Source organism: Rhodovulum strictum (assembly GCF_009649175.1).
GTDB classification, from domain to species: domain Bacteria; phylum Pseudomonadota; class Alphaproteobacteria; order Rhodobacterales; family Rhodobacteraceae; genus Rhodovulum; species Rhodovulum strictum.
Genome location: NZ_WJPO01000018.1, coordinates 17,055 through 42,630, shown reverse-complemented (window position 1 = coordinate 42,630; position 25,576 = coordinate 17,055). Strand labels below are relative to the sequence as shown.

At 68.0% G+C, this 25,576-nt stretch carries 28 protein-coding genes; 18 read left to right on the top strand and 10 right to left on the bottom strand.

What is annotated here, in order from left to right; translation table 11 throughout:
- The first annotated feature begins 46 nt into the window (after window positions 1–46).
- The 3 genes from GH815_RS11935 (at window position 47) to GH815_RS11925 (ending at window position 2,828) form a co-directional block, all read left to right on the top strand.
- A complete protein-coding gene (locus GH815_RS11935) occupies window positions 47–1,216 on the top strand; it encodes a MalY/PatB family protein (protein ID WP_153749003.1) in 1,170 nt (389 codons plus the stop codon).
- A complete protein-coding gene (locus GH815_RS11930; RefSeq protein WP_153749002.1) occupies window positions 1,213–1,752 on the top strand; it encodes a L,D-transpeptidase family protein in 540 nt (179 codons plus the stop codon). Before GH815_RS11935 ends, GH815_RS11930 begins: the two co-directional genes overlap by 4 nt.
- Before the next feature lie 86 nt (window positions 1,753–1,838).
- A complete protein-coding gene (locus GH815_RS11925) occupies window positions 1,839–2,828 on the top strand; it encodes a glutathione S-transferase family protein (protein WP_153749001.1) in 990 nt (329 codons plus the stop codon).
- 6 nt (window positions 2,829–2,834) lie between these two features.
- Here the strand turns inward: GH815_RS11925 and smc are convergent, their stop codons facing one another.
- Window positions 2,835–6,293 carry a chromosome segregation protein SMC gene (smc, locus tag GH815_RS11920; protein ID WP_343030819.1) on the bottom strand — a complete coding sequence of 1,153 codons (3,459 nt, stop codon included), beginning with the start codon at window positions 6,291–6,293 and terminating at the stop codon, window positions 2,835–2,837.
- A gap of 228 nt (window positions 6,294–6,521) precedes the next feature.
- Here smc and GH815_RS11915 point away from each other — a divergent pair, with 228 nt between their 5' ends.
- Entirely contained in the window at window positions 6,522–7,022 is a 501-nt protein-coding gene (locus GH815_RS11915) for a GNAT family N-acetyltransferase (protein ID WP_153748999.1), read from the top strand.
- Here the strand turns inward: GH815_RS11915 and GH815_RS11910 are convergent.
- Window positions 6,992–7,276, bottom strand: coding sequence for a hypothetical protein (locus GH815_RS11910; protein WP_153748998.1), 285 nt, complete (start codon window positions 7,274–7,276; stop codon window positions 6,992–6,994). The genes GH815_RS11915 and GH815_RS11910 overlap by 31 nt on opposite strands.
- A 152-nt stretch (window positions 7,277–7,428) precedes the next feature.
- Between GH815_RS11910 and GH815_RS11905 the strand changes: the two genes are divergently transcribed.
- Entirely contained in the window at window positions 7,429–8,133 is a 705-nt protein-coding gene (locus GH815_RS11905) for an aspartate/glutamate racemase family protein (protein ID WP_153748997.1), read from the top strand.
- A 6-nt stretch (window positions 8,134–8,139) separates the two neighbouring features.
- Here the strand turns inward: GH815_RS11905 and GH815_RS11900 are convergent, their stop codons facing one another.
- A complete protein-coding gene (locus GH815_RS11900) occupies window positions 8,140–9,801 on the bottom strand; it encodes a thiamine pyrophosphate-binding protein (protein ID WP_153748996.1) in 1,662 nt (553 codons plus the stop codon).
- A gap of 119 nt (window positions 9,802–9,920) precedes the next feature.
- On the opposite strand from GH815_RS11900, the gene GH815_RS11895 reads away from it, so the two are divergent.
- Window positions 9,921–10,463 (top strand): NADPH-dependent FMN reductase, encoded by a 543-nt coding sequence (locus GH815_RS11895; RefSeq protein WP_153748995.1) that lies wholly within the window; start codon window positions 9,921–9,923, stop codon window positions 10,461–10,463.
- Between the two features lie 44 nt (window positions 10,464–10,507).
- Window positions 10,508–11,326: an acyl dehydratase gene (locus GH815_RS11890; protein ID WP_153748994.1), complete on the top strand. Its 819-nt coding sequence runs from the start codon at window positions 10,508–10,510 to the stop codon at window positions 11,324–11,326.
- Window positions 11,327–11,372: 46 nt separating this feature from the next.
- On the opposite strand, the gene rnhA is transcribed toward GH815_RS11890, so the two are convergent.
- The 5 genes from rnhA to GH815_RS11865 form a co-directional block, all read right to left on the bottom strand.
- Window positions 11,373–11,825 (bottom strand): ribonuclease HI, encoded by a 453-nt coding sequence (rnhA, locus tag GH815_RS11885; RefSeq protein ID WP_153748993.1) that lies wholly within the window; start codon window positions 11,823–11,825, stop codon window positions 11,373–11,375.
- A 66-nt stretch (window positions 11,826–11,891) separates the two neighbouring features.
- Entirely contained in the window at window positions 11,892–12,341 is a 450-nt protein-coding gene (locus tag GH815_RS11880; RefSeq protein ID WP_153748992.1) for a DUF3429 domain-containing protein, read from the bottom strand.
- 25 nt (window positions 12,342–12,366) lie between these two features.
- A complete protein-coding gene (ispH, locus tag GH815_RS11875; protein ID WP_153748991.1) occupies window positions 12,367–13,317 on the bottom strand; it encodes a 4-hydroxy-3-methylbut-2-enyl diphosphate reductase in 951 nt (316 codons plus the stop codon).
- Window positions 13,318–13,378: 61 nt separating this feature from the next.
- Window positions 13,379–13,825: a YqaA family protein gene (locus GH815_RS11870; RefSeq protein WP_153748990.1), complete on the bottom strand. Its 447-nt coding sequence runs from the start codon at window positions 13,823–13,825 to the stop codon at window positions 13,379–13,381.
- Window positions 13,826–13,896: 71 nt separating this feature from the next.
- Complete coding sequence (locus GH815_RS11865; protein ID WP_153748989.1) at window positions 13,897–14,472, bottom strand: LabA-like NYN domain-containing protein; 576 nt, start codon at window positions 14,470–14,472, stop codon at window positions 13,897–13,899.
- Window positions 14,473–14,585: 113 nt separating this feature from the next.
- On the opposite strand from GH815_RS11865, the gene folK reads away from it, so the two are divergent.
- From folK to era, 9 genes are all read left to right on the top strand, one after another.
- Window positions 14,586–15,224, top strand: coding sequence for a 2-amino-4-hydroxy-6-hydroxymethyldihydropteridine diphosphokinase (gene folK, locus GH815_RS11860; protein ID WP_153748988.1), 639 nt, complete (start codon window positions 14,586–14,588; stop codon window positions 15,222–15,224).
- Window positions 15,225–15,260: 36 nt separating this feature from the next.
- Complete coding sequence (rpoZ, locus tag GH815_RS11855) at window positions 15,261–15,617, top strand: DNA-directed RNA polymerase subunit omega (RefSeq protein WP_153748987.1); 357 nt, start codon at window positions 15,261–15,263, stop codon at window positions 15,615–15,617.
- A 45-nt stretch (window positions 15,618–15,662) separates the two neighbouring features.
- A complete protein-coding gene (locus tag GH815_RS11850) occupies window positions 15,663–17,783 on the top strand; it encodes a RelA/SpoT family protein (protein ID WP_153748986.1) in 2,121 nt (706 codons plus the stop codon).
- A gap of 70 nt (window positions 17,784–17,853) precedes the next feature.
- Window positions 17,854–18,456: a DUF2062 domain-containing protein gene (locus GH815_RS11845; protein ID WP_343030817.1), complete on the top strand. Its 603-nt coding sequence runs from the start codon at window positions 17,854–17,856 to the stop codon at window positions 18,454–18,456.
- A gap of 37 nt (window positions 18,457–18,493) precedes the next feature.
- Complete coding sequence (locus tag GH815_RS11840; RefSeq protein ID WP_153748984.1) at window positions 18,494–19,243, top strand: pyridoxine 5'-phosphate synthase; 750 nt, start codon at window positions 18,494–18,496, stop codon at window positions 19,241–19,243.
- Between the two features lie 82 nt (window positions 19,244–19,325).
- The gene (acpS, locus tag GH815_RS11835; RefSeq protein WP_153748983.1) at window positions 19,326–19,727 is read left to right on the top strand and encodes a holo-ACP synthase; all 402 of its coding nucleotides are present in this window, start codon (window positions 19,326–19,328) and stop codon (window positions 19,725–19,727) included.
- An 88-nt stretch (window positions 19,728–19,815) separates the two neighbouring features.
- Window positions 19,816–20,607 (top strand): signal peptidase I, encoded by a 792-nt coding sequence (gene lepB / locus GH815_RS11830; protein WP_246176404.1) that lies wholly within the window; start codon window positions 19,816–19,818, stop codon window positions 20,605–20,607.
- Window positions 20,608–20,611: 4 nt separating this feature from the next.
- The gene (gene rnc, locus GH815_RS11825; RefSeq protein WP_343030816.1) at window positions 20,612–21,301 is read left to right on the top strand and encodes a ribonuclease III; all 690 of its coding nucleotides are present in this window, start codon (window positions 20,612–20,614) and stop codon (window positions 21,299–21,301) included.
- A gap of 208 nt (window positions 21,302–21,509) precedes the next feature.
- The gene (era, locus tag GH815_RS11820) at window positions 21,510–22,418 is read left to right on the top strand and encodes a GTPase Era (RefSeq protein ID WP_153749030.1); all 909 of its coding nucleotides are present in this window, start codon (window positions 21,510–21,512) and stop codon (window positions 22,416–22,418) included.
- Here the strand turns inward: era and GH815_RS11815 are convergent.
- Window positions 22,379–22,612: a hypothetical protein gene (locus tag GH815_RS11815; RefSeq protein ID WP_153748981.1), complete on the bottom strand. Its 234-nt coding sequence runs from the start codon at window positions 22,610–22,612 to the stop codon at window positions 22,379–22,381. The genes era and GH815_RS11815 overlap by 40 nt on opposite strands.
- Window positions 22,613–22,681: 69 nt before the next feature.
- On the opposite strand from GH815_RS11815, the gene GH815_RS11810 reads away from it, so the two are divergent.
- Window positions 22,682–23,014 carry a DUF1491 family protein gene (locus tag GH815_RS11810; protein ID WP_153748980.1) on the top strand — a complete coding sequence of 111 codons (333 nt, stop codon included), beginning with the start codon at window positions 22,682–22,684 and terminating at the stop codon, window positions 23,012–23,014.
- A 60-nt stretch (window positions 23,015–23,074) separates the two neighbouring features.
- Window positions 23,075–23,800 carry a DNA repair protein RecO gene (gene recO, locus GH815_RS11805; RefSeq protein ID WP_343030827.1) on the top strand — a complete coding sequence of 242 codons (726 nt, stop codon included), beginning with the start codon at window positions 23,075–23,077 and terminating at the stop codon, window positions 23,798–23,800.
- Window positions 23,801–23,858: 58 nt separating this feature from the next.
- On the opposite strand, the gene GH815_RS11800 is transcribed toward recO, so the two are convergent.
- A complete protein-coding gene (locus GH815_RS11800) occupies window positions 23,859–25,544 on the bottom strand; it encodes an acyl-CoA dehydrogenase family protein (protein WP_153748978.1) in 1,686 nt (561 codons plus the stop codon).
- Window positions 25,545–25,576: the final 32 nt, after the last annotated feature.

The window sequence follows — 25,576 nt, the reverse complement described above, 5'->3', positions numbered from 1 at the left end:
TGCGAGGCCAGCCGCTAGCTTGGCGCGGCACGAGCAGGAGGCCCCCATGGATTTCGACGAGATCATCGACCGCCGCGGCACCCATTCGATGAAATGGGACATGATGGAGCCGATCTATGGCGTGCCCGCCGCCGACGGCATTTCGATGTGGGTGGCCGACATGGATTTCCGCCCGCCCGCCTGTGTTGGCGCCGCCGTGCAACGCATGGTCGATCACGGGGTCTATGGCTATTTCGGCGACGAGGGCGCCTATCGTGCCGCCATCGGCTGGTGGATGCACACCCGCCATGGCTGGCAGGTGGAACCGGACTGGATCCTGACCACCCATGGTCTGGTGAACGGCACGGCGCTGTGCGTCGATGCCTTTACCGCGCCGGGCGATGGCGTGGTGCTGTTCACGCCGGTCTATCACGCCTTTGCCCGGGTGATCCGGGCGGCCGGGCGGCGGGTGGTGGAATGTCCGCTGGTGCTGCGCGATGGCCGCTACGAGATGGATTTCGCTGCCTGTGACGCGCTGGCCGAGGGGGCGCGCATGGTCATCCTCTGTTCGCCGCACAATCCCGGCGGGCGGGTCTGGAGCCACGCGGAATTGCAGGGCGTGGCCGATTTCGCCAGACGCCATGACCTGATTCTGGTCTCGGACGAGATCCATCACGATCTTGTCTATCCCGGCCAGCGGCACATCGTCATGGATCTGGTCGATCCGACGATCCGCGAGCGGCTGGTGATGCTGACCGCCACGACCAAGAGCTTCAACATCGCGGGCGCCCATAGCGGCAATGTCATCATCCCCGACAAGGGGTTGCGCGCCCGCTTTGCCGGGCGCATGGCGGCGCTGGGGATTTCGGCCAATTCCTTCGGGATCGAGATGGCAACCGCCGCCTATTCGCCCGAGGGCGCGGAGTGGATCGACGCGCTGATGGTCTATCTCGACGACAACCGGCAATTGTTCGATGCGGGCGTCAATGCCATTCCGGGGCTTCGGTCGATGCCGTTGGAGGCGACCTATCTGGCCTGGGTCGATTTCGCGGACACCGGCATGGCGCCGGCCGAGTTCACCGCCCGGGTCGAGAAGGGCGCGAAGATCGCCGCGAACCACGGGCCGACCTTCGGAACGGGGGGCGACAGTTTCCTGCGGTTCAACATCGCCACGCCCCGCGCCCGCGTGGCGCAGGCGCTCGAGCGGCTGCAAGCGGCCTTTGCCGATCTGCAATGAAACGGCTTGCGGGGCTGTTCAGCCATCTGGCGCTGGCGCTTCTGGCGGCGGGCGCGGTCGTTGCCGCGCTGGGCCTGATCGCGCCGCGCATGCCAGCGCCTCCGCCGCCGCTGACCGGCCCCATAGACCGGATCGAAGTGGTGAAATCGGATCGCCGCATGACGCTGTTTGTCGGCGACCAGCCGGTGCGCAGCTACGCGATCGCCCTGGGCTTTGCGCCCGAGGGCCACAAGCAGGCCCAAGGCGATGGCCGCACGCCCGAGGGGCGGTTTCATATCGACCGGCGCAATCCGCAAAGCAGCTATCACCTGTCGCTGGGCCTGAACTATCCCCGCCCCGAAGACCGCGCCAATGCCGCGCGGGCGGGCGTGAACCCGGGCGGCGACATCTTCATCCACGGCCAGCCGCCCGGCATTCCCCGGGACCGCCGCCTTGGCCATGACTGGACGGCAGGCTGCATCGCGCTGAGCAATGCCGAAATGGACGAGCTTTGGCGCGTCGTCCCGGTCGGCACGCCGGTCGACATCCTGCCCTAGGTGCGCCTGCGCAGGGGTGTTGCGCGCCCAGCGGGGAGGCAGCGCGCCGCCCTGCCCCTATCTTGAGCCCTGAAAAGGAGGGTGAGATGGGCCAACTGATCGACGGAAAATGGCATCCGGGCTGGTATGACACCGCGAAAAGCGGGGGGCGTTTCGTGCGCTCGACCGCCGGGTTCCGCAACTGGATCACGCCGGACGGCACCCCCGGGCCGACGGGCGAGGGCGGGTTTCCGGCCGAAAGCGGGCGCTATCACCTCTACGTCTCGCTCGCCTGTCCTTGGGCGCATCGGACGCTGATCTTCCGTGCGCTCAAGGGGCTGACGGACCATATCTCGGTCTCGGTGGTGCATCCCGACATGCTGGACGATGGCTGGACCTTCGCCACCGATTTCCCCGGAGCGACGGGCGATGGGCTGCACGGCCTGCCATTTCTGCGCGACATCTACACACGCGCGAAACCCGACGTGTCGGGCCGGGTCACGGTGCCCGTCCTGTGGGACAAGGCGCGCGGCACCATCGTCTCGAACGAATCGGCCGAGATCATCCGCATGTTCAACGCGGCCTTCGACGGCATCACCGGCAATCGCGACGATTACTGGCCCGCGCCCCTGCGCGCCGAGATCGAGACGCTGAATGCGCGTATCTATGACAGCGTCAACAATGGGGTCTACAAGGCCGGGTTCGCGACCAGCCAATCCGCCTATGACGAGGCCGTTGCGGCGCTGTTCGACAGCCTCGACTGGCTGGAGGGGCGCCTAGCCACAAGGCGCTACCTGACCGGCGAACGGATCACCGAGGCCGATTGGCGGCTGTTCACGACGCTGGTGCGTTTCGATCCGGTCTATCACGGGCATTTCAAGTGCAACCGCAACCGGCTGGCCGATTTCCCGAACCTCTGGGCCTATACGCGCGAACTGTACCAATGGCCCGGCGTCGCCGCGACCACCGATTTCGTCCATATCGTGCGGCATTACCATTTCAGCCATGACACCATCAATCCGCACCGGATTGTGCCTGTCGGCCCGCAGATCGACTGGATGGCGCCGCATGGCCGGGACCGGCTGAAAGCCGCCTGAGGCCGCTCAGGCGACCAGCGCCTCGGCCCGGCTCAGATCGACCGAGACAAGCTGGCTGACGCCCTGTTCGGCCATGGTCACGCCGAACAGCCGGTTCATCCGGCTCATGGTGATCGCGTGGTGGGTGATGATCAGAAAGCGCGTGTCGGCCCGGCGCGTCATCTCGTCGAGCATGTCGCAGAACCGGGTGACGTTGGCATCGTCCAGCGGCGCGTCCACCTCGTCCAGCACGCAGATCGGGGCCGGGTTCGCAAGGAACACGCCAAAGATCAGCGCCAGCGCCGTCAGCGTCTGTTCGCCCCCCGACAGCAGCGACAGGGTCGACAGCTTCTTGCCCGGCGGCTGGCACATGATCTCCAGCCCGGCCTCCAGCGGATCGTCGGATTCCACCAGCACCAGCCGCGCCTCGCCGCCGCCGAACAGATGCGTGAACAGCATCGCGAAGTTCGAGTTCACCTGCTCGAACGCGGTCAGAAGCCGTTCGCGCCCCTCGCGGTTCAGGCTGGCAATGCCCGAGCGCAGCGCGCGGATCGCGTCCTCAAGATCGCGCTTTTCGGTGGCCAGCGTCTCGTGTTCGGCGCGGACCGTGCGGGCATCTTCCTCGGCGCGCAGGTTGACCGCGCCCAGCGCCTCGCGCTGGCGTTTCAGTCGGGTGACGTCATGCTCGATCTGTTCGGCAGAGGGCATCCGCTCGGGATCGGCGCCCAGCCGGTCCAGAAGTGCCGCGGGCGTCGTCTCCATCTCCTCGGTGATGCGGGCGGCGGCCTGGGCGGCAGTCTCGCGCGCGGCCTCGGCCCGGGCTTCGGTCCCGGCGCGGGCCTCGCGGGCTTCGCCGGCGGTGCGTTCGGCTTCGCGCGCGGCGCGGTCGGCCTCGCGCAGGGCGGTCTCGGCCTCGGCCAGCGCATCGGCCGCGCGCTGCCGCCGGTCCTCGGCCTGCCCGATGGCGGCGTCCAGTTCCTCGCGCTTCGCGGCGATTTCCTCGGGCGCGGCGGCGGCTTCCTCCAGATCGGCCTCTGACGCCGCCTTGCGCTCGGCCAGTTCGGCGATCCGCGTTTCGGCATTGTCCAGCCGCTTGCGCCAGGTCGCCACTTCCCTTGCGATCTCGACCAGACGGCGCTGCCGCGCTTCGGCTTCGCGTTTGAGTTCGTCATGAGCGGCGCGGCGGGCGATCATCGTCATCCGCGCGGCCTCGACCGTGGTGCGGACATCCTCAAGCTCGGCCCGCGCGGCCTCCAGATCGCCCAGCCCGGCCAGCGCCGCCTCGGCCTCGCGCAGGCGCGCGCGGGCGGCAGTGGATTCGTCGTCGTGGCGCGAGACGGCCATCTTCGCGGTTTCCAGGCGGCTGGCGGCAATGTCGCGCTCGGCCTCGGCGCGCGACAGCGCCCGCCCCGCCTCTGCAAGATCGCGGTCGGCGGCGCGGCGGGCCTCGCGCGCGGCGCGGTCGGCTTCGGTCGCGGCGGCCAGCGCCTCGGCCAGATCCTGATGCGCGCGGGCCGCTTCATCGGCCCGGGCCGTGGCCGCGTCCAGATCGCGGCGCAGATCCGCCAGCCGGTTAAGCTGTTGCAAGCGCAGCGCGGCGGCGCTGGGGGCATCGCCTGCGCCTGCGCGGAACCCGTCCCAGCGCCACAGATCGCCCTCGCGGCTGACCAGCCTCTGGCCCGGGCTCAGCGCGGGTTGCAGCCGCATCCCCGTTTCGCGATCCGCCACCAGCCCGATCTGCCCGATCCGGCGCAGCAAGAGCGGCGGCACCGTTACGTGCGCGGCCAGCGGCGCGGCCCCCTCGGGCAGTGGTTGCGGCCGGTCATAGGGGGGCAGGGCGGCCCAGCCCGAAGCCGCCGCGTCGCGCGCCTCGGGGGCGCGCAGATCGTCGGCAAGCGCCGCCCCCAGCGCCTTTTCATAGCCCTTCTCGACAGCCAGAAGGTCCAGCACCTGACCGCCTTCGGTTGCATCGCGCTCGACCAGCCGGGCAAGGGCGGCAACTTCGGCGCGCAGGGCGTTCGCCTCGCCCTCGGCCTGTGCCTTGTCGGCCCGGGCTTCGGCCTCGCGCGCCTGGGCATTGCCGCGCGCCTCGTCGGCGGCGATCAGGGCGGCTTCGGCGGCCTCGGCGGCGTCGGCCGTCTGGTCCTGCCGTTCGCCTGCGGTCTCGACCGCCGCGCGCGCCGATGCCAGCGCGCCCTGCGCCTCGGTCACCGCGGCGCGGGCCCCGGCGGCCTCGGCCTCGTTGCGGGCCAATGTCCGGGCGGCATCCTCGCGCAGGCGCTGGGCCGAATGGTGGCGGGCCGACAGGCGGGCCATGTCCTCGGTCTTCTGGCTCAGCACATCCTCGCGGTCGCGCAGGATGGCGGCCGCCTCATGCGCGGTCTCGGACGCGATTTCCAGCGCGGCCTCGTGCCCGTCATGGGCCGCATCCAGATCGGCGCGTTCCTCGTCCAGCCGCGCCAGCGTCTCGCCCGCATCGCGGTTCAGGCCGGTCTCGCGTTCGATATCGCGGCCAAGCTGCATGATCCGGCCGGTCAGCGTCTCGATCGCGGCGCGGGCGCGGGTTTCCTGCTCGGTCAGCGCATCGCGCTGCACGGCCAGCCGTTGCAGGATCGCGGCGGCGATGGCCTCTTCCTCGCGCAGGGGCGGCAGGGCGGTCTCGGCTGCCTCGCGCGCGGCACCGGCCTTGCGCGCGGCGGCCTCTGCGGCGGCGGCGGCGCGGGTGCGCTCGGTCAGCAGCGCCTCGGTCATGGCGCGGGCGGTGTCGGCCTCCTGCCAGCGGCGGAACAGCAACAGCCCCTCGGCGCGGCGCAATTCCTCGGCGATCTCGCGATAGCGCGCGGCCTGTTTCGCCTGCCGGGCCAGTTGCGCAAGCTGCTGGGCCAACTGGTCCAGCACATCGTCCACCCGGGCAAGGTTCTGCTCGGCCGCGTTCAGCCGCAATTCGGCCTCGTGGCGGCGCTGGTAAAGCCCCGAGATGCCCGCGGCTTCTTCCAGCACGCGGCGGCGGTTGCGGGGCTTGGCGTTGATCAGTTCCGAGATCTGGCCCTGCCGCACCAGCGCCGGAGAGTGTGCGCCGGTCGAGGCATCGGCGAACAGCATCTGCACGTCGCGCGCGCGCACCTCCTTGCCGCCAAGCTTGTAGGCCGACCCCGCGTCGCGGGTGATCCGGCGCACGACCTCAAGGATGTCGCTGTCGTTGAACTCGGCGGGGGCCAGCCGTTCGGAATTGTCGATGAGCAGGCTGACTTCGGCAAAGTTGCGCGCGGGCCGCGTGGCGGCACCGGCAAAGATCACGTCTTCCATGCCGCCGCCGCGCATCGCGGTCGGGCGGTTTTCGCCCATCACCCAGCGCAGCGCCTCAAGCAGGTTCGACTTGCCGCAACCATTCGGCCCGACAACGCCGGTCAGCCCCTCGGCGATCACCAGATCGGTGGGATCGACGAAGCTCTTGAAACCGTTCAGCCGGAGCCGGGTAAAGCGCACCGAGTCGTCCTGTCCTGATTCCCGCGTGGATCTTTCGATCCTTGGCTGGGGCGCTCGCGCTGTCAAGCGCGTGGCCCTGCATGTGGGCGGCTTTGGCGACTTGTCCACAAGATATTGAAGCCTTGCCGCCTGTGCATATCAGCCTCCCGCTACGGTGCTGCGGCGGCTCTTGACGGCGTGCCTGCGCCGGGTGACCGGTGTTAAGATTTTGCGAAAGGGTGTCCCCCCATGCCTGTGACCATCGCAACCGAATCCGCCCTGTCCGACAGCGGACGGGCCCTGATCGAGGCCAGCCAGGCCGCGTTGCTGGCGGTCTATCCGCCCGAGGAATGTTTCAGCTATTCGGCCGAGGAACTGGCCAACAGTTCCACCCAGTTCCTTGTCGCCCGCCGCGCCGGGGCGCCCGTGGGCTGCGTCGCGCTGGTCGATCAGGGCCAATATGGCGAGATCAAGCGGCTCTACGTCGATACCGCCCAGCGCGGGCAGGGCATCGGCCGCGCGCTGATGGAGGATCTGGAAGCCGCCGCCCGCGATATCGGGCTGGGGCTTCTGCGGCTGGAAACCGGAGCGGCGCTGGCGGCGGCGGTGCAGCTATACCGCCGGATGGGCTATCAGGATTGCGCGCCGTTCGGCGGGTATCCCGACATCTCCTCGAACATGTTCATGGAAAAGCGGATCGGGCTGTGCCTGCGCGATGATCAGGGGGCCGCGCAGCTCAGGCGGGCATAGATCACCGCCGGATCGCCGGACAGCGTGCCGGGGCGTATCCGGCAGCCCGTGCCCAGTTCGATCGCCCGTGCGCCGCGTGCCATCGTGCCGGGGCGATGCCCGGCATTCAGCCGGATCGCCTGTGCCGTGCCGTCCTTGCGGCGCACCGCGAAATGCGACCCCTCGACCACGACCCGCGTGCCGGGCAGGGCGCCGAATTCCGGTCCGGGTGAATCGCAGCCCGCCAGGCTCAGGACGATCAGAACGGGCAGCATCCGTACCATTGCGGTATCGGGGCAGAACCGGGTTAAGCGGTGGTTGACGCGGCTCGTCCGCATCTTTCGGCGGAGGCCCGCCGGTTTCGCTTTGTCGCCTTGCGCGTGCATCCGCGCTGTTTCATCACCGGGCTGACATTGGGAAGACAGGCATGAAGACAATCGGCATTCTTGGCGGCATGTCCGCCGCCTCGACCGCGCTTTATTACGACGCGCTGAACCGCGGCGCGCGCGAAAGGCTGGGCGGGCTGCATTCGGCAGAACTTCTGATCCGCTCGCTCGATTTCGCAGGGGTCGAGCGGATGCAGGCCGCAGGCGACTGGGAGGCGGCAGGCCGTCTGCTGAACCGTGAGGCGCGCGCCTTGCAGGCGGGGGGCGCTTCGCTGCTGATCCTGGCCACCAACACCATGCACAAGCTGGCCGGGCCGATGATGGCGGGCGTCACGATCCCGTTCCTGCATATCGCCGACGCGACCGCCGCGGCGATCCGGGCGGCGGGGTTGTCCCGGCCGGGCCTGATGGCCACCGCCTACACGATGGAGCAAAGCTTCTACACCGACCGGCTGCGCGCGGCGGGCCTGTCGCCGATGCTGCCCGGCCCCGAGGACCGCGCGACCACGCACCGGATCATCTATGACGAGCTTTGCCGCGACGTGATCCGAGACGACAGCCGCACCGCCTATGAGGATATCGCGATGCGGCTGGCCAAGCGCGGCGCCGATTGCCTGATCCTGGGCTGCACCGAGGTCGGCATGCTGCTGCACGCAGGCAATGTGCCGATGCCGGTCTTCGACACGGTGCAGGTGCATTGCGCCGCCGCGCTGGACATGGCGCTGGACATGGCCCCGGCGGAATAGCGCCGCCTAACCGGCGCCCGCCTCGCCCATCGCGCGCGCCTCGGACAGGGTAAAGCCGGTGGCCAGCGCCTCGGGGTCAAGCTGCAATTCGACCACGAAGGGCAGGGTCGAGGCCAGTGCCTGCGCCATCGCGGCCGGGAATTCGGCCTGATCCGTCACCACCACCCCGTCGCCCCCATAGGCCCGCGCCAGTGCCGGGTAATCGGGATTGGCCAGATCAGTGCCGCTGACCCGGCCCGGATAGCGGCGCTCCTGATGCATGCGGATCGTGCCGTAGCGGCCGTTATTGGCCACGATCACCACCACCCTTGCCCCGTGCTGAACGGCAGTGGACATCTCGTTCAGCGTCATCTGGAAACACCCGTCGCCCGCCAGACAGATCACCGCCCGGCCGGGATGTTCCAGCGCGGCCGAGATCGCGGCGGGAAAGCCATAGCCCATGGACCCCGAACTGGGCGCAAGCTGGGTGCCATGCCGCTTGAAGGCGAAATAGCGGTGCAGGAAGGCGGCGTAATTCCCCGCGCCATTGGTGACGATCGCATCCTCGGGCAGATGGGCCGAGAGCCAAGCGATCACCGCTTCCATCCGGACCGCGCCGGGGGTCTGCCGGGGCGTTGTCCAGGCCTCGTATTCGGCCCGCGCCTCGGCCCGCCAGGCCCCCCACGGCACCGGCCGACCGTTCAGCCGCGCCAGCGCCGCGACCATCGCAGGGGCGGGCTGCGCGATGCCGGGATCGGGGCGCCAGACCCGGCCCAGCTCGTCCGCATCGGCATGGACATGCACGATCCGCGGCCCCGGCCTTGTGGGGTCGAGCAGGGTGAAGCCGTTGGTCGCCGTGTCGCCCAGCCGCGTGCCCAGTGCCAGAACCAGATCGGCTGCGGCCAGCCGCGCGCCAAGCTTCGGGTTCATCCCCACGCCCAGATCGCCCACATAGCAGGGATGGCGGTTGTCCATATGCCCCTGCCTGCGAAAGCTGACCGCCACCGGCAGGTCGAGGGCCCCGGCAAAGCGCGCCAGATCCGTTGCCGCCTGCGCCGACCAATGCGGCCCGCCCACCACCACCAGCGGACGCTTGGCCTGCGCCAGCGCCTCGGCCACGGCACCGACCTGCGCGGCGCCGGGTTCGGGCGGCAGGCGGGCAGGGGGGGGCAGGTCGGGGATGTCGGCCCGCGCGCTCAGCATGTCCTCGGGCAGCGCCAGCACCACCGGACCGGGGCGGCCCGAGACAGCCACATGAAAGGCGCGCGCGATGTATTCCGCCAGACGCTCGGTCTGGTCGATCTCGGCCACCCATTTGACCAGCGGGCCGAAGAAGCGGCGATAGTCCAGTTCCTGAAACGCCTCGCGGTCCCGGTCGCTGCGCGCGATCTGGCCGACGAACACGACCATCGGTGTCGAATCCTGCCGCGCGACATGCAGCCCGCTGGCCGCATTCGTCGCCCCTGGCCCGCGCGTGACGAACAGCACGCCCGGCGCCCCGGTCATCTTTCCGTACGCCTCGGCCATCATCGCAGCGCCGCCCTCGTGGCGGCAGACGATGTTCGGGATGCCCACATCGTAAAGCCCGTCGAGGGCGGCCAGAAAGCTTTCGCCCGGCACCGAAAACACCCGCCTGACCCCCTGTATCGCCAACTGGTCCGCCAGGATGCGCCCGCCATGCCGTTCCATATGCTGCCCTCCGTCCTGCCTGGGCCGCACCCTGCGCCAAGCGGGCAGAGGGCACAACCCGCCGCTTGCAGCCCGGCGCCCGCGGCTTAGGTTCGTTGGAAACAGGCGGAGAGAGCAACATGGCCCGATACAGGCTTCTGGGGATTTCCGGCTCGCTCAGGGCAGGTTCCTACAACACCATGCTGCTGCGCGAGGCTGCGCGGCTGTTCGATCCCGCCGGGTTCGAGATGGCCGACCTGCGCCTGCCGCTATACGATGGCGATCTCGAAGCGGCCGAGGGCATCCCGGCCCCGGTCCAGCGCCTTGCCGACCAGATCGCGGCGGCCGATGCGGTGGTGATCTCGGGGCCGGAATACAACAAGTCGATCTCGGGTGTGCTGAAGAACGCGCTCGACTGGATCAGCCGGACCAGGGGCCACCCTTGGGCGGACAAGCCGGTTGCGATCGTCTCGGCCGCCGCCGGGATCGCGGGCGGGCCGCGCGCGCAATTCGCGCTGCGCCATTGCCTGGTCGCCTTCCGCCCGCGGCTGTTGGCGGGGCCCGAGGTGATGGTGGGCAATGCCGCCCAGCAATTCGACGCAGAGGGTCGGCTGACCAACGAGACGGGGCAGAAACTGCTGGCAGAACTGATGGCCGCGCTGAAGGCCGAGATCGCCCGCTAGCCGCCCGCTTGCGCGTTCCGCCGCCTGCGGCTAGCGTCCGGCCCATGAACGAGGCGCTGGGCAGAACGCATATCCTCCGCGACGCGATGGACCCGGTCCGGGCCGCGGCGCTGCATGCCACGCTGGGACTGGACGGCCCACCGCCCGGCCATCTGACCGCGCTGCCGCCCTTCTTCCACCAGGTCTATTTCTGGGATCCGCGCCCGCCCGCCGAACTGGGCCGCGACGGCCACCCCCGGCTGGGCGCGTTCCTGCCCGATCTTGGCCTGCCGCGGCGGATGTGGGCGGGTGGCGAATTGACCTTCTTCGGCCCCCTGCGCGCCGGGATCCCGGCCGAACGCACCACCACGATCGAGGGCATCACCCGCAAGCAGGGGCGCAGCGGCCCGCTGGCCTTCGTCATTCTGCGCCATGATATCGTGCAGGCGGGTGTGCTGCGGGTCAGCGAGCGGCAGGACATCGTCTATCGCGAGGATCCTTGCCCCGACGCCTCCCGCCCCGCACCGCCCCCCGCCCCCGAAGCGGCCGAGGACGAGACCGAGGCGCGCTTTTCCCCCACGCTTCTGTTCCGCTACTCGGCGCTCACCTTCAACGGCCACCGCATCCATTACGACCGCGACTATGCCACCGGCACCGAAGGCTATGGCGGGCTCGTCGTCCATGGGCCGCTTCTGGCGCAATTGCTGATGCTGAAGGCCACGGCGCAGGGCCCGCTGCGCCGCTTCAGCTTCCGCGCCCGGTCTGCGCTTTTCGACCACGAAGCCGCCACGCTCTGCCGGGCGGGCGACCGGCTCTGGGTGCGGGGGCCGGACGGGCGGCTCTGCATGTCGGCCGAGGTCGAGCACGGGCAGGACCGTTACTGATCTTCTTCTTGGAAAAAATACCCAAATCCGACCGCGTGGCCGGGCGCTACCGCTTGTAGGGGGCCATGCCGGCCCGGGCCAGTTCGTCCGCGCGCTCGTTCTCGGGATGGCCTGCATGGCCGCGCACCCATTCCCAGCGCACTTCATGGCGGGCCTGCGCCGCGTCCAGCCGCTGCCACAGCTCGACATTCTTCACGGGCTTCCTGTCGGCGGTCTTCCAGCCATTGCGCTTCCAGCCATGGATCCAGCCGGTGACGCCGTTCTTCACATAGGCGCTGTCGGTGACCACCGTGATCTTCGCGGGCCGGGTCAGGCTTTCCAGCGCCGAGATCGCGGCCAGCAATTCCATGCGGTTGTTCGTCGTCGCCGCCTCGCCGCCCGACAATTCCCGCTCGCGCACCACCTGCGCGCCGTCCCTGGCCTGCAACAGCACGCCCCAGCCGCCGGGGCCGGGATTGCCGCTACAGGCGCCGTCGGTATAGGCGAAAAGATCGGGCATGGCGCTTTCCTGAGGGGTCCGGCGCGGGTGTAGGGGGCGGGTCCGGCGCCGTCAACCGCCCAGGGCTCAGAGCAGCGGCACGGCCAGACAGGCCAGAACCACCGCGGTCAGGAGGATCCGCAGCCGCATCCACCAGCGCGGCGTCATGTTCATCATCCAGAACAGCGCATCCAGCAGCAGAAGCCCGGCAAAACCTGCCATCAGCGGCAGGATGGGCTTGCCCGCCGCGCCGCCCAGTACCGCAAAGGCCCAGAGCGCCGGGATCACCGACAGCCCGTAGCCCAGCGCCGCCTTGGCCCCCGTGGCCTTGGCGGCAAACCCCCACAGCACCCCCGACATGAAGGCCAGGATCACCGTGCCATAGAGCGTCAGCACCTCGACCCCGCGAAAGCGCGGGCCGATTTCGGGCGGTGCGTAACGGGCCAGTTCCGGCATGAACACCGTGGCCGCGCCCCACAGGAAGGGGATCGGCCCGGCAAGGCCGAGGATCAGGGCAAGGCGCGGGATCGCGGTCATGGGCGTGCCGGGGGCGCGGCACGGGTCATGCCGGTTCGCGCACGATGCGCGGCAGGCGGAACTCGATCTTCTCGGTGGCGGTGACGACCTGCTCGATTTCCAGATCGTAGCGGTCGCGGAAGGCTTGCAGCACCTCCTCGATCAGCACATCGGGCGCAGAGGCGCCGGCGGTCAGCCCGACCTTGGACATGCCCTCAAGCGCCGCCCAGTCGATATCGGCCGCGCGCTGGACCAGCAGCGCCGTGCCGCAGCCTGCCGCCGCGCCCACCTCGACCAGCCGTTTCGAGTTCGACGAATTCGGCGCACCGATCACCAGAAGCGCCTCGACCTTGGGCGCCACCGCCTTGACCGCGCCCTGCCGGTTCGTCGTGGCGTAGCAGATATCCTCCTTGTGCGGCCCCTCGATAGTCGGGAACCGCGCTTCCAGCGCCTTGACCACCTCGGCGGTGTCGTCGATCGACAGCGTCGTCTGGGTGATGAAGGCCAGGTTGTCGGGGTCGCGCACGCTGATCCCCGCCACATCCTCGGGTGTTTCGACCAGCAGCACCTCGCCCTCGGGCAGTTGCCCCATCGTGCCGATGGTCTCGGGGTGGCCCGCATGGCCGATCATCACGATCTGCTTGCCGTTCTCGTGATGGCGCGCCGCCTCCAGATGCACCTTGGAGACCAGCGGGCAGGTCGCATCGACATAGATCATCTCGCGCCGCGCGGCTTCGGCGGGTACAGATTTCGGCACGCCATGGGCCGAAAAGATCACCGGACGGTCCACCGGGCATTCGTCCAGTTCCTTGACGAAGACCGCGCCCTTGGCGCGCAGCCCGTCCACCACGAACTTGTTGTGCACGATCTCGTGGCGCACATAGACGGGCGGCCCCCATTTCTCCAGCGCCATCTCGACGATCTTGATCGCGCGGTCCACACCGGCGCAGAAGCCGCGGGGCGCGGCCAGATAAAGGGTCAGCTTGGGCTTGGTCATGGGCGTTTCTCCTGTCCGCCCAAGAGGTAACCCCGCAGGCGATTTTCGTCCAGTCCCGGGCCTAGCCGACGGCCGCCGCCGTTGCCCAGGCAAGCGCGGCATATCGCCCGGTCTTGGCAATGGCGACCAGCGCCAGGAACAGCCAGAACGGCGTGCGCATCATGCCCGCCGCCACGGTAAAGGCATCGCCCATCGGCGCCCAGCTGAGCAGAAGTGTCCAGACGCCCCAGCGGTTGAACCAGCGCTGCGCGCGCTCGAGCTGGGGCGCGCTGATCGGAAACCAGCGGCGGTCGCGGAAATGCTCGACCCACATCCCGAGCAGGTAATTTACCACCGAGCCCAGCACGTTGCCGATGCTGGCCACCAGCAACAGCCAGCCAAGGTCAACCTTGCCCGCCAGTAGCAGGCCGGCGAAGACCACCTCGGACTGGAAGGGCAGCAGCGTTGCCGCGCCGAAGGCGGCCGCAAACATCGTTGCAAGCTGGGCGAAGGTGCCAAGGCCGGTCATCGGGGGATCACGTCTGCGATGGTGGCGCTGGCCGCGGGGCGCGGGCCGGGAGTGAACCGGCCCGGCGCCTCTCAGCCGTCTTGCTGCGCTTCGGCGCGCTGGTCGATCCCGCGCGGTTCGCGCGGCGGGCGGCCGATCACCTCTTTCAGTTCGTCAAGCTCGATGAAGTTGTCGGCCTGGCGGCGCAACTCGTCCGCGATCATCGGCGGTGAACTGCGTATGGTGGACACCACCGACACCCGCACACCCTGCCGTTGCAGGCTCTCGACCAGCGGCTTGAAGTCGCCATCGCCCGAGAACAGCACGATATGATCGACCCGCGGCGCAAGCTCCATGGCATCGACCGTCAGCTCGATGTCCATGTTGCCCTTGACCTTCCGCCGCCCCTGGCTGTCGGTGTACTCCTTCGCGGGCTTCGTCACCATGGTGAAGCCGTTGTAGTTGAGCCAGTCGACAAGGGGCCGGATCGGCGAGTAGTCGTCGTTGTCCAGCAGGGCGGTGTAGTAGAATGCGCGTAACAGCTTGCCACGACGCATGAATTCCTGACGCAAGAGCTTGTAATCGATGTCGAACTCCAACGCCCTCGCGGCCGCGTAGAGGTTCGAGCCGTCGATGAAAAGCGCCAGGCGTTCATCTCTGTAAAACATTCGGGCTCCTTACATAATATGCCCGCAAGCAGGGGGACGTGAGTGGTTGGAACAATGCGCACCGAAATACAAAGCGCTGCGGGACATCCCTTGAAATCTAAGGATGGATCAAGATGCCGCAACCGGGAAATTATGCAAAAACTGCTCCAAAAGGACAGGTTGCACTGGGCACCAATGTCGCGGACCCCGGCGAAACCCTGACTGGCACCCTTGCAAAAGCCCTTGTGGCACTGGATTCCGAATCGCTTCGGATTGCCCGAATCAGCAGATTTCATCATACACCATGCTGGCCGCCGGGGGGCGGTCCCGATTTCGTGAATGCGGTTGCCGAGATCGAAACGGCCCTGTCCGCGCCCGAGATTCTGAAGCGGCTGCACAAGATCGAGGCAGAGTTCGGCCGCGTGCGCCGTGAGCGCTGGGGGCCGCGCAGCCTTGATCTGGACCTGATCGCGCTGGGCGACCTGGTGCTGCCCGATGCCGCGACCCAGACCCGCTGGCGCGAGCTGTCCCCCGAGGCGCAGGCAGCAGCGGCGCCCGGCGAGCCGATCCTGCCTCATCCGCGGCTTCAGGATCGCGCCTTCGTGCTGGTGCCCCTGGCCGAGATCGCGCCCGACTGGCGCCATCCGATTCTCGGGCTGACCGTGACCGGGATGCTGGCGGCGCTGCCCGAGGCCGAAAAGGCCGCGATTGTCCCGATTTCGGGGCCTTGGGACAGTCTTTCCGCTCTTGTCAAGTCTTTTGAGACCCAATAGATAGGGGCTTCAATCTCCCAGGGATCGGAGTGCGCCATGGCCCGCGTGACGGTAGAAGATTGCGTTGACAAGGTTCCGAACCGGTTCGAGCTGGTGCTTCTGGCCGCCCATCGGGCGCGCGAGATCGCCGCTGGCGGCGCGCTGACCATCGACCGCGACAACGACAAGAACCCCGTGGTCTCGCTGCGCGAGATCGCCGAGGAAACCCAGTCGGCGGACGAGCTGCGCGAGCGGATGATCGAGGCCCACCAGACCCAGATCGAGGTGGACGAGCCCGAAGAGGATTCCATGGCGCTGCTGATGGGCAGCGGGATGGCGGACCGTCCGGCCGATGACGACATGTCCGAAGAGAAGCTGTTGCGCGCGTTGATGGAAGCGCAGGCGCAACGATGACCCCCGGGCGCGCAGCGTGACGCGCCCCTCTGGATTTGCGACCGCATGATCGACGTCGAAGACCTGATCTCGCTGGTCCGCAACTACAACCCCCGGACCGACGAGGCGCTGATCCGGCGTGCCTATGCCTATGGGCGCGAGATGCATGCCGGTCAGTATCGCCGCTCGGGCGAGGAATATTTCACCCACCCCGCCGCGGTGGCCGCGATCCTGACCGAACAGCGGCTGGATGACGCAACCATCATCACCGCGCTGCTGCACGACACGGTCGAGGACACGAAATCCACCTACAAGGAGGTCGAACGGCTGTTCGGCCACGAGATCGCGGAACTGGTCGATGGCGTGACCAAGCTGACCAACCTTCAGCTTTCCTCGTCCGAGACCAAGCAGGCCGAGAATTTCCGCAAGCTGTTCATGGCGATGTCCAAGGATCTGCGGGTGATCCTGGTCAAGCTGGCCGACCGGCTGCACAACATGCGCACGATCAAGTCGCTGCCGCATGAAAAGCAGGTGCGCAAGAGCCACGAGACGATGGACATCTATGCCCCGCTCGCGGGCCGGATGGGCATGCAGTGGATGCGCGAGGAACTGGAGGATCTGGCCTTTCGCGTGCTGAACCCCGAGGCGCGCAACTCGATCATGCGCCGGTTCATCACGCTGCAACGCGAATCGGGCGATGTGATCCAGAAGATCACCCAGGACATCCGCAAGGAACTGGAACGCGAAGGGGTCGAGGCCGACGTCTTCGGCCGCGCCAAGAAACCCTATTCGATCTGGCGCAAGATGGAGGAGAAGGAACAGGGCTTTTCCCGCCTGTCCGACATCTACGGCTTCCGCGTCATCACCGAGACCGAGGGCGATTGCTACCGCGTGCTGGGTGCGATCCACCGCCGCTGGCGCGCGGTGCCGGGGCGGTTCAAGGATTACATCAGCCAGCCCAAGTCGAACGGTTACCGCTCGATCCAGACCACCGTCTCGGGGCGCGACGGCAAGCGGGTCGAGGTGCAGATCCGCACCCGCCAGATGCATGAGGTGGCGGAATCGGGTGTGGCCGCGCACTGGTCCTATCGCGACGGGGAGCGGGCCGAGAACCCGTTTGCCGTCGATCCCGCGAAATGGCTGGCCTCGCTGACCGAACGCTTCGAGAATGCCGAGGATCACGACGAGTTCCTCGAGCACGTAAAGCTCGAGATGTATACCGATCAGGTGTTCTGCTTCACGCCCAAGGGCGATGTGGTGAAACTGCCCCGGGGGGCGACGCCGCTGGATTATGCCTATGCGATCCATACAAGGATCGGGGATTCCTGTGTCGGCGCCAAGGTCGACGGCATCCGCGTGCCGCTCTGGACCCGTCTCAAGAACGGCCAGTCGGTCGAGATCATCACCGCCGAGGGTCAGCGTCCGCAGGCGACCTGGATCGACATCGTGGTGACTGGCCGTGCCAAGGCCGCGATCCGCAAGTCGCTGCGCGAGGAAGACCGCGAACGCTATATCAAGCTCGGGCGCGAACTGGCGCGGGTGGCCTTTGACCATGTGGGCAAGCGGTCGACCGAAAAGGCGCTGAGGACGGCCGCGCGCAGCTTCGGGCTCAGCGGCGCGAGCGAGCTTCTGGCCCGGCTCGGCTCGGCCGAGTTGCGCGCGCTGGACGTGGTCGAGGCTCTGTATCCCGAGCTTGCCATCGCCGGGGGCGACGAGATCGACGCCTCGCGCGCTGTGGTCGGCCTGTCGCCCGACGAATCCTTTGCCCGCGCGCCCTGCTGCCAGCCCGTGCCGGGCGAGCGGATCGTCGGCATCACCTGGCGCGGCCGCGGCGTCGTGGTTCACGCTATCGACTGTCCCGTGCTCGAGAAGTTCGAGGACCAGCCCGACCGCTGGATCGACCTGCACTGGCATTCGGGCAAGCACCCGGCGGTGCACAGCGTCGGGCTTTACATCACGATCCGCAACGATGCGGGCGTTCTGGGGCGTATCTGCACCTTGATCGGAGAGCAGAAGGCCAACATTTCCGACATGGAGTTCGTCGACAAGAAGCCGGATTTTTACCGTTTGCTGATTCAAGTGGATCTGAGGGATGTCGAGCACCTTCACACCGTGATGACCGCCCTTGAGGCGGAGAACGACGTCGCCGAAATAGAACGGTATCGGAATCCCGAGCGCGCCGAGTGACGGCCGCCCGAAGACAAGGACGACCGGCTTGGTGTTCAAGCGCCGCGACAAGCGAAGGTTCGGCAGGGTCATGCTGGACAGCGTCTATCCGCGCGGCGGATGGGGCCGGGCGATCTACTACGTCACCCACCGGCTGCGGCGGCTGCCCGACTCGCCGCAAAAGATCGCGCGCGGCATCGCGGCCGGGGTCTTTGCCAGCTTCACGCCCCTTTTCGGGCTGCATTTCTTCGTCGCGGCCCTGATCGCGCGGGGGCTGCGCGGCAACATCCTTGCCTCGCTGCTGGCGACGCTGTTCGGCAACCCGCTGACCTTTCTGCCGATCGCGATGGTCTCGCTCAAGACGGGGCATTTCCTGCTGGGCAGCCGCTTCGACGAACCCACCGAAAGCACGCTGATCGCCAAGTTCCGCGGCGCGGCCGAGGATCTGCTGGACAATCTTGTTGCGGTCTTTACCGGGGCCGAGCCGCATTGGCACAAGCTTGGCCAGTTCTACCACGAGCTGTTACTGCCCTATCTGATCGGCGGGATCGCCCCCGGGATTGCCGCGGGGCTGGTGGTCTACTACCTCAGCGTTCCGGTTATCACGGTATATCAGAACCGCCGCCGCGGGCGGCTGAAGGAAAAACTGGCCGAGTTGCGCCAACGGGCGGGCAAGGCCGAGGACCGGCCCTGAGGCCGGGCAGCGCGAACAAGGGCAAGGGGGCAAGGACATGGCGCACGGCACGCATCTTCGGCTGGGAGTGAATATCGACCATGTGGCGACCGTCAGGAACGCCCGCGGCTCGGCCTATCCCGATCCGATCCGGGCGGCGCTGCTGGCCGAAGCCGCGGGGGCGGACGGTATCACCGCCCATCTGCGCGAGGATCGTAGGCATATCTCGGATGCCGATATCGACGGGCTGATGGCGGCGCTGAAGGTGCCGCTGAATCTGGAAATGGCAGCGACCGACGAGATGCAGGCGATCGCCCTGCGCCACCGTCCGCATGCGGTCTGCATCGTCCCCGAGAAGCGCGAGGAGCGCACGACCGAAGGCGGGCTGGATGTCGCGCAGGACGAGGCCCGGCTGGCCCGGTTCATCGCGCCGCTCAGGGACGCGGGCTGCCGGGTGTCGATCTTCATCGCCGCCGATCCGGTGCAGGTCGAGGCCGCGGCGCGGATCGGCGCGGCGGTGGTGGAACTGCATACTGGCGCCTATTGCGACCTGCATGCCGAAACCCGGTTTGCCGAGCGCGACGCCGAACTCGCGCGGCTGCGCGCCATGGCGGCCCATGCCGACAGCCTGGGGCTGGAGGTCCATGCCGGCCACGGTCTGACCTATGACACCGTCGGTCCGGCCGCGGCCCTGCCGCAGGTCAGGGAGCTGAATATCGGCCATTTCCTGATCGGCGAGGCGATCTTCCTCGGCCTTGGCCCCGCCATCGCCGAGATGCGCCGCTGCATGGACGAGGCGCGGCAGTGACCCCGGGAGGGACCAGGACTTTTGCAGAAGTCCTGGCAAAATTCTTCCAAGGATTATGCGCCCAGACCCGGCGGGCGGTTCCATGATCCTCGGCATCGGCACCGATCTGGCCAATATCGAGCGAGTCCAGCAGACGCTGGAGCGCTTCGGCGACCGTTTCCGCAACCGTGTCTTCACCGAGGCCGAACAGCAGAAGGCCGAGCGCCGCGCCGATGTGGCGGGCACCTATGCCAAGCGCTGGGCCGCCAAGGAGGCCTGTTCCAAGGCGCTGGGCACCGGGCTGCGCATGGGCATTGCCTGGAAGGACATGTCGGTGGCCAATCTCGAGACCGGCCAGCCGGTGATGCGGCTGACCGGCTGGGCGGCCGAGCGGCTGGCCGCGATGACGCCCGAGGGCCATGAGGCGGTCGTCCATGTCTCGCTGACCGACGATCACCCCTGGGCGCAGGCCTTCGTGGTGATCGAGGCCCGGCCGCGCGGCTGAGGCCAGCCCGGGTCGGGTGGTCGCCTTGACAGCCCCGGCCCGCCCGCGCATGAAGCGGGGGCTGACAAAAAGGGGCAGGACCGGGCAGATGGCGAAGGCAGGCGAAAAGAAGGATGGCGGTCTGGTCGAGACGATCAAGACCATCTTCTGGGCGCTGGTGATCGCGGGTATCTTCCGCACCCTGTTCTTCCAGCCCTTCTGGATCCCCTCGGGCAGCATGAAGGACACGCTGCTGATCGGCGATTTCCTGTTCGTCAACAAGATGGCCTATGGCTATTCGCGCTATTCCTGCCCGTTCTCGATGTGCCCCTTCGAGGGCCGCATCCTTGAATCAGAGCCCGAGCGCGGCGATGTCGTGGTGTTCCGCCATCCGGTGAACGGCTCGGACTTCATCAAGCGGCTGATCGGCCTGCCGGGCGACACGGTGCAGATGCGCCAGGGTCGTCTCTACCTCAACGGTTCCCCGGTCGAGGTCGAGCCCGATGGCCAGTTCGAGGAAGTCTATGCCCGCCAGGGGCCGATGGGCTATTACCCGCAATGCGAGAACGCACCCGTGGGCGAGGGCGGTGCCTGTCTCAAGTCGCGCTACCGCGAGACGCTGCCCGGCGGGTCGTCGCACAGCATCCTGAACATCCGCGACGGGTTCTTCTCGGACAACACGCCGCTTTTCACTGTCCCCGAGGGGCATTACTTCTTCATGGGCGACAACCGCGACAACAGCCAGGACAGCCGCTATGCCCGCGCCAATGGCGGTGTCGGCTTCGTGCCCGCCGAGAACCTGATCGGTCGGGCAGACCGGGTGATGTTCTCGTCGGCGGGCCGATCGCTGTTCTTCGTCTGGACCTGGCGGCCCGACCGGTTCTTCAAGAAGATCGAGTGACGGCGTGAAGCTGTCCGCCGATCTTGCCGCGTTCAGCGGACGTCTGGGCCACCGTTTCGCCCGGCCCGAACTGCTGCTGCGCGCGTTGACCCATTCCTCGCTGTCCAGCCCGAACCGGCCGGACAACCAGCGGTTGGAATTCCTGGGCGACCGGGTGCTGGGCCTTGTGATGGCCGAGGCGCTCTTGCAGGCCGATACCGGCGCGACCGAGGGTCAGCTTGCGCCGCGCTTCAACGCGCTGGTGCGGCGCGAAACCTGTGCCGATGTCGCCCGCGAGATCGGTCTGGGCGAGGTGCTGAAACTCGGCCGCTCCGAGATGATGTCGGGCGGGCGGCGCAAGGAGGCGCTGCTGGCCGACGCGATGGAGGCGGTGATCGCCGCGGTCTATCGCGATGCGGGCTTCGATGCGGCACGCGACATGATCCTGCGGCTCTGGGGCGCGCGGATCGGCGCGGTCGAGCCCGACGCCCGCGACGCCAAGACAGCGTTGCAGGAATGGGCCCAGGCCCGCGGCCTGCACCCGCCGCATTATGTCGAGATCGCCCGCGAAGGCCCCGACCATGCGCCCGTCTTCACCATCGCGGCGCGCCTTTCGACCGGCGAGGAGGCGCAAGCCACCGCAGGCGCCAAGCGGCAGGCCGAACAGGCCGCTGCCAAGGCGCTGCTGGACCGGATGGGCGGGGACGAAAGCTAGGGCGCGGGCGTCTTCGGGTGCTGCCCCCTGGCTGGGCTGTGTGGGATGTTTCTTGCCTGCGGCTGTCCCGCGATGCGTTGCTTCGTGTGGCCAAGGAACTGCACACGCGCCTTGTCCCGCTGATGGCGCGTGTCGCGCGCGGCGAGCGAAGCCTATGGTCCGTCTGGCCGAAACAGGCTATGGCGAGCGCAACACTCAAGAGGATCCCATGACCCAGCGCGCGGGTTTCGTTGCCCTGATCGGAGAGCCCAATGCGGGCAAGTCGACGCTTCTGAACCGGATGGTGGGGGCGAAGGTCTCGATCGTCACGCACAAGGTACAGACCACCCGCGCCCGCATCCGTGGCGTCGCGCTCGAGGGCGAGGCGCAGATCGTCTTTGTCGACACGCCGGGTCTGTTCCGGCCGCGCCGCAGGCTGGATCGCGCGATGGTAGCTGCCGCTTGGGGGGGCGCTGCGGATGCCGATATCGTGGTGCTTCTGGTCGAGGCGCATCGCGGCCGCACGCCGGGCGTGGACGCGATAATCGAAACGCTGCGCGAGCGGGTGGCCGAGGGGCGGACCGTCGCGCTGGCCATCAACAAGATCGACCGGGTCAAGGCCGAGGCGCTGCTGGCGCTGTCGGCCGACCTGAACGAGGCCTATCCCTTTGCGCGCAGCTTCATGATCTCGGCCGAACGTGGCCATGGTGTGGACGATCTGCGCCGCTGGCTGGCCGAAACCCTGCCCGAAGGCCCGTGGCTTTACCCCGAGGACCAGATCGCCGACCTGCCGATGCGCATGATCGCGGCCGAGATGACGCGCGAAAAGCTGACGCTGCGGCTGCATCAGGAACTGCCCTACGAACTGACCGTCGAGACCGAGAACTGGGAGGATCGCAAGGACGGCTCCACCCGGATCGACCAGATCGTCTATGTCGCCCGCGACGGCCACAAGGGCATCGTGCTGGGCCACAAGGGCGAGACGATCAAATCCGTCAGCCAGGCCGCCCGCGCCGAGATCGCCGAGTTCATCGGCCGCCCGGTGCACCTGTTCCTGACGGTCAAGGTGCGCCCCGGCTGGCTGGACGAGGCCGAGCGTTATTCCGAAATGGGGCTCGATTTCCGCGACGGAGACTGATCCGCGTCCGGCGCCGGTTTCGGGGCAAAGAAATGGCCGAGGATCGCCCAGTAGATCACCAGGCAGACCGCAAGATTGGCCAGCAGCATCAGCACCACCAGCGGAAGGGCGCGCAGGCCCATGGCGAACACCATGATGTCAAGCACGATGGCGGCGGCGATGATCGGTTTCGAGAAGCGCGGCAGGACCAGCATGGGTGGCTTTCGTCTGGAGGCATGTCCCCTGCAAACTAGCGTGCGTGGCGACAGGGACCAGAGGCCAGCATGTCGCCCCGCCTGAGCGCCGAATTCTGGGTCCATGCCTATCTGGCCCGGCTGCGGCTGGCGGGCATCCCGGCTTTCGTCGTGGCCCATGGCGACGACACGGCAGGCGCGGTAATGGTCAAGCTGAACACGCTGGACGGGCAGGCGCGGGTATTTCAGCGGTCCTTCGATCTGGCCAGCGGCGCGCGGGCCTGGATCGTGCTGGCCGAGGGCGAGGAACGCGCCGTGGATGCGGCCCTGGCCCGTCAGCGCGGGGTCGATCCCGATCTGTGGGTGATCGAGGTCGAGGATCGTCAGGGCCGGCATCTGCTGGACGAGCCGGGTTTTTCGTGACGGGCCGCTGGATTTGGGTATTTTTTCCAAGAAGAAGAGGCAAGGGCGCGCGCGCGGATGATCGAGTGGCAGGATGAGGGCGCGGTGCTGGGGGTGCGGCCCCATGGCGAAAGCGCGGCCATCGTCGAGCTGTTCACCGCCCGTCATGGCCGCCATCTGGGCGTGGTGCGGGGCGGCGCGGGGCGGCGGCTGGCGCCGGTGCTGCAACCCGGCACGCAACTGGCCGTGCGCTGGAAGGCGCGGCTTGAGGATCATATCGGCGCCTTCACGGTCGAGCCGGTCCGCAGCCGCGCGGCGCATGTGATGGGGGATGCGCGCGCGCTGGCGGGGCTGAACGCGGTGACGGCGCTGTTGGCGTTCGCCTTGCCCGAACGCGCGCCGCATCCGGGGCTTTATGCGCGGACCGTGACGCTGCTGGATCTGCTTGGCCATGCCGAGGCCTGGCCGCTGGCCTATCTGCGCTGGGAACTGGCGCTTCTGGACGAGATGGGATTCGGGCTGGATCTTTCGCGCTGTGCGGTGACGGGCGAGCGCGACGATCTGGTTCATGTCTCGCCGAAAACGGGGCGCGCGGTTTCTGCGGCGGGGGCGGGGGAATGGGCGGACCGGCTGTTGCCGCTGCCGCCCTGTCTGCTGGGGCAGGGGCCGGTCCGCGCGCATGAGATTGCCGAGGGGCTGCACACGACGGGCCATTTTCTCGAGAAATGGCTGGCGCCCGCGATGGGCGAGAAGCCCCTGCCCGGTGCGCGGGCGCGGCTGGTCGGGATGCTGGGGCGGGACGGCTAGGCCGGAATGCAAAGGCCCCGGCGCGGGCGCCGGGGCCTGTCCTTCGGGGATGGCGGGCTCAGCCCAGCAGGCGGCGCGCGATCACCTGGGCCTGAATCTCGGCGGCCCCTTCAAAGATGTTCAGGATGCGCGCGTCGCACAGGATGCGGCTGATCGTGTATTCCAGCGCGAAGCCGTTGCCGCCATGGATCTGCAGGCCGTTGTCGGCGCAGGCCCATGCCACGCGGGCGCCCAGCAGTTTCGCCATCCCGGCCTCGAGGTCGCAGCGCTGGTCGTGGTCCTTTTCCCAGGCCGCGAAATAGGTCAGCTGGCGGGCCACCATGATCTCGACCGCCATCATCGCCAGCTTGTCGGACACCCGCGGAAACGCGATCAGCGCCTTGCCGAACTGCTTGCGGTCCTGGGCATAGCGCATCGAGACATCCAGCGCCGATTGCGCGACGCCGATGGCGCGGGCGGCAGTCTGGATGCGGGCCGATTCGAAGGTCTGCATCAGCTGCTTGAAGCCCTGCCCCTCGACCCCGCCCAGAAGGTTCTCGCCCTTGACCTTGAAGCGGTCGAAGCCGAGTTCGTATTCCTTCATGCCGCGATAGCCCAGCACCTCGATCTCGCCGCCGGTCATGCCGGGGGTGGGGAAGGGGGCTTCGTCGGTGCCCGGCGTCTTTTCGGCCAGGAACATCGACAAGCCGCGATAATCGCTGGTGGCCGGGTCGGTGCGGGCCAGCAGCGTCATCACATGGGTGCGCGCGGCATGCGTGATCCAGGTCTTGTTGCCGGTGATCTCGTAATCCCCGTCCACCTTGACCGCGCGGGTGCGCAAGGAACCAAGATCCGAGCCGGTATTGGGTTCGGTGAAGACCGCGGTCGGCAGGATCTCGGCGCTGGCGAGTTTCGGCAGCCAGTGCTGTTTCTGTTCCTCGGTGCCGCCGCACAGGATCAGTTCGGCCGCGATTTCCGACCGGGTGCCGAGGCTGCCCACGCCGATATAGCCGCGCGAGAGTTCCTCGGAGACGACGCACATCGACGCCTTGGACAGGCCCAGACCGCCGAATTCCTCGGGGATGGTCAGCCCGAACACGCCCAGTTCGGCCATCTCGTGGATGATCTCGATCGGGATCAGTTCATCCTTGAGGTGCCATTCATGGGCGAAGGGTTCCACCCGGTCGACGGCAAAGCGGCGGAACTGCTCGCGGATCATCTCGAGTTCCTCGTCGAGGCCGGTGGCCCCCACGGTGACGTTCGCCGCCTGTTCCTGCATCAGTTCGACCAGCCGCGCCCGGGCGGCGGGGCTGTTGGCGCCCTCGATCAGCGCCGTGACCTCGGGCGTGTAGAAGGCATGCCGGTCCTCGGCCGAGACGCCGATATCGCCCAGCCGCACGATCTCGCCCTGGCTCATCGGGATGCCGCCGGCGATCTGGGCCAGGTATTCGCCGAATGCGATCTGGAGGATCAGTTGCTCGACCTCGCCGAACCGGCCCTGCTCGGCCAGACGCTCGGCCCAGCCCTGCATCTGTTTCAGCGCCTGCGCATAGGTCGCAAGCCAGGCAAGGCCATGGGCGGCGTGCTGATGCGTCTCGACCAGGCTGCCCGAGATCCGGCCGCCTTCGGTGACGCGGGGCAACAGCGCAGCGCGCGCGGCCTCGGTCACGGCCTCGACCGGGGCCAGTGCGGCGCGGGTCAGCGTGGTCAGATCGGCAAGGATGGCGCTGTCCGACATGGGCATGTCCTGTCCGTCATGGGGCATGAATCTTCTCCTTCAACCGGGCTTGGGGTGAC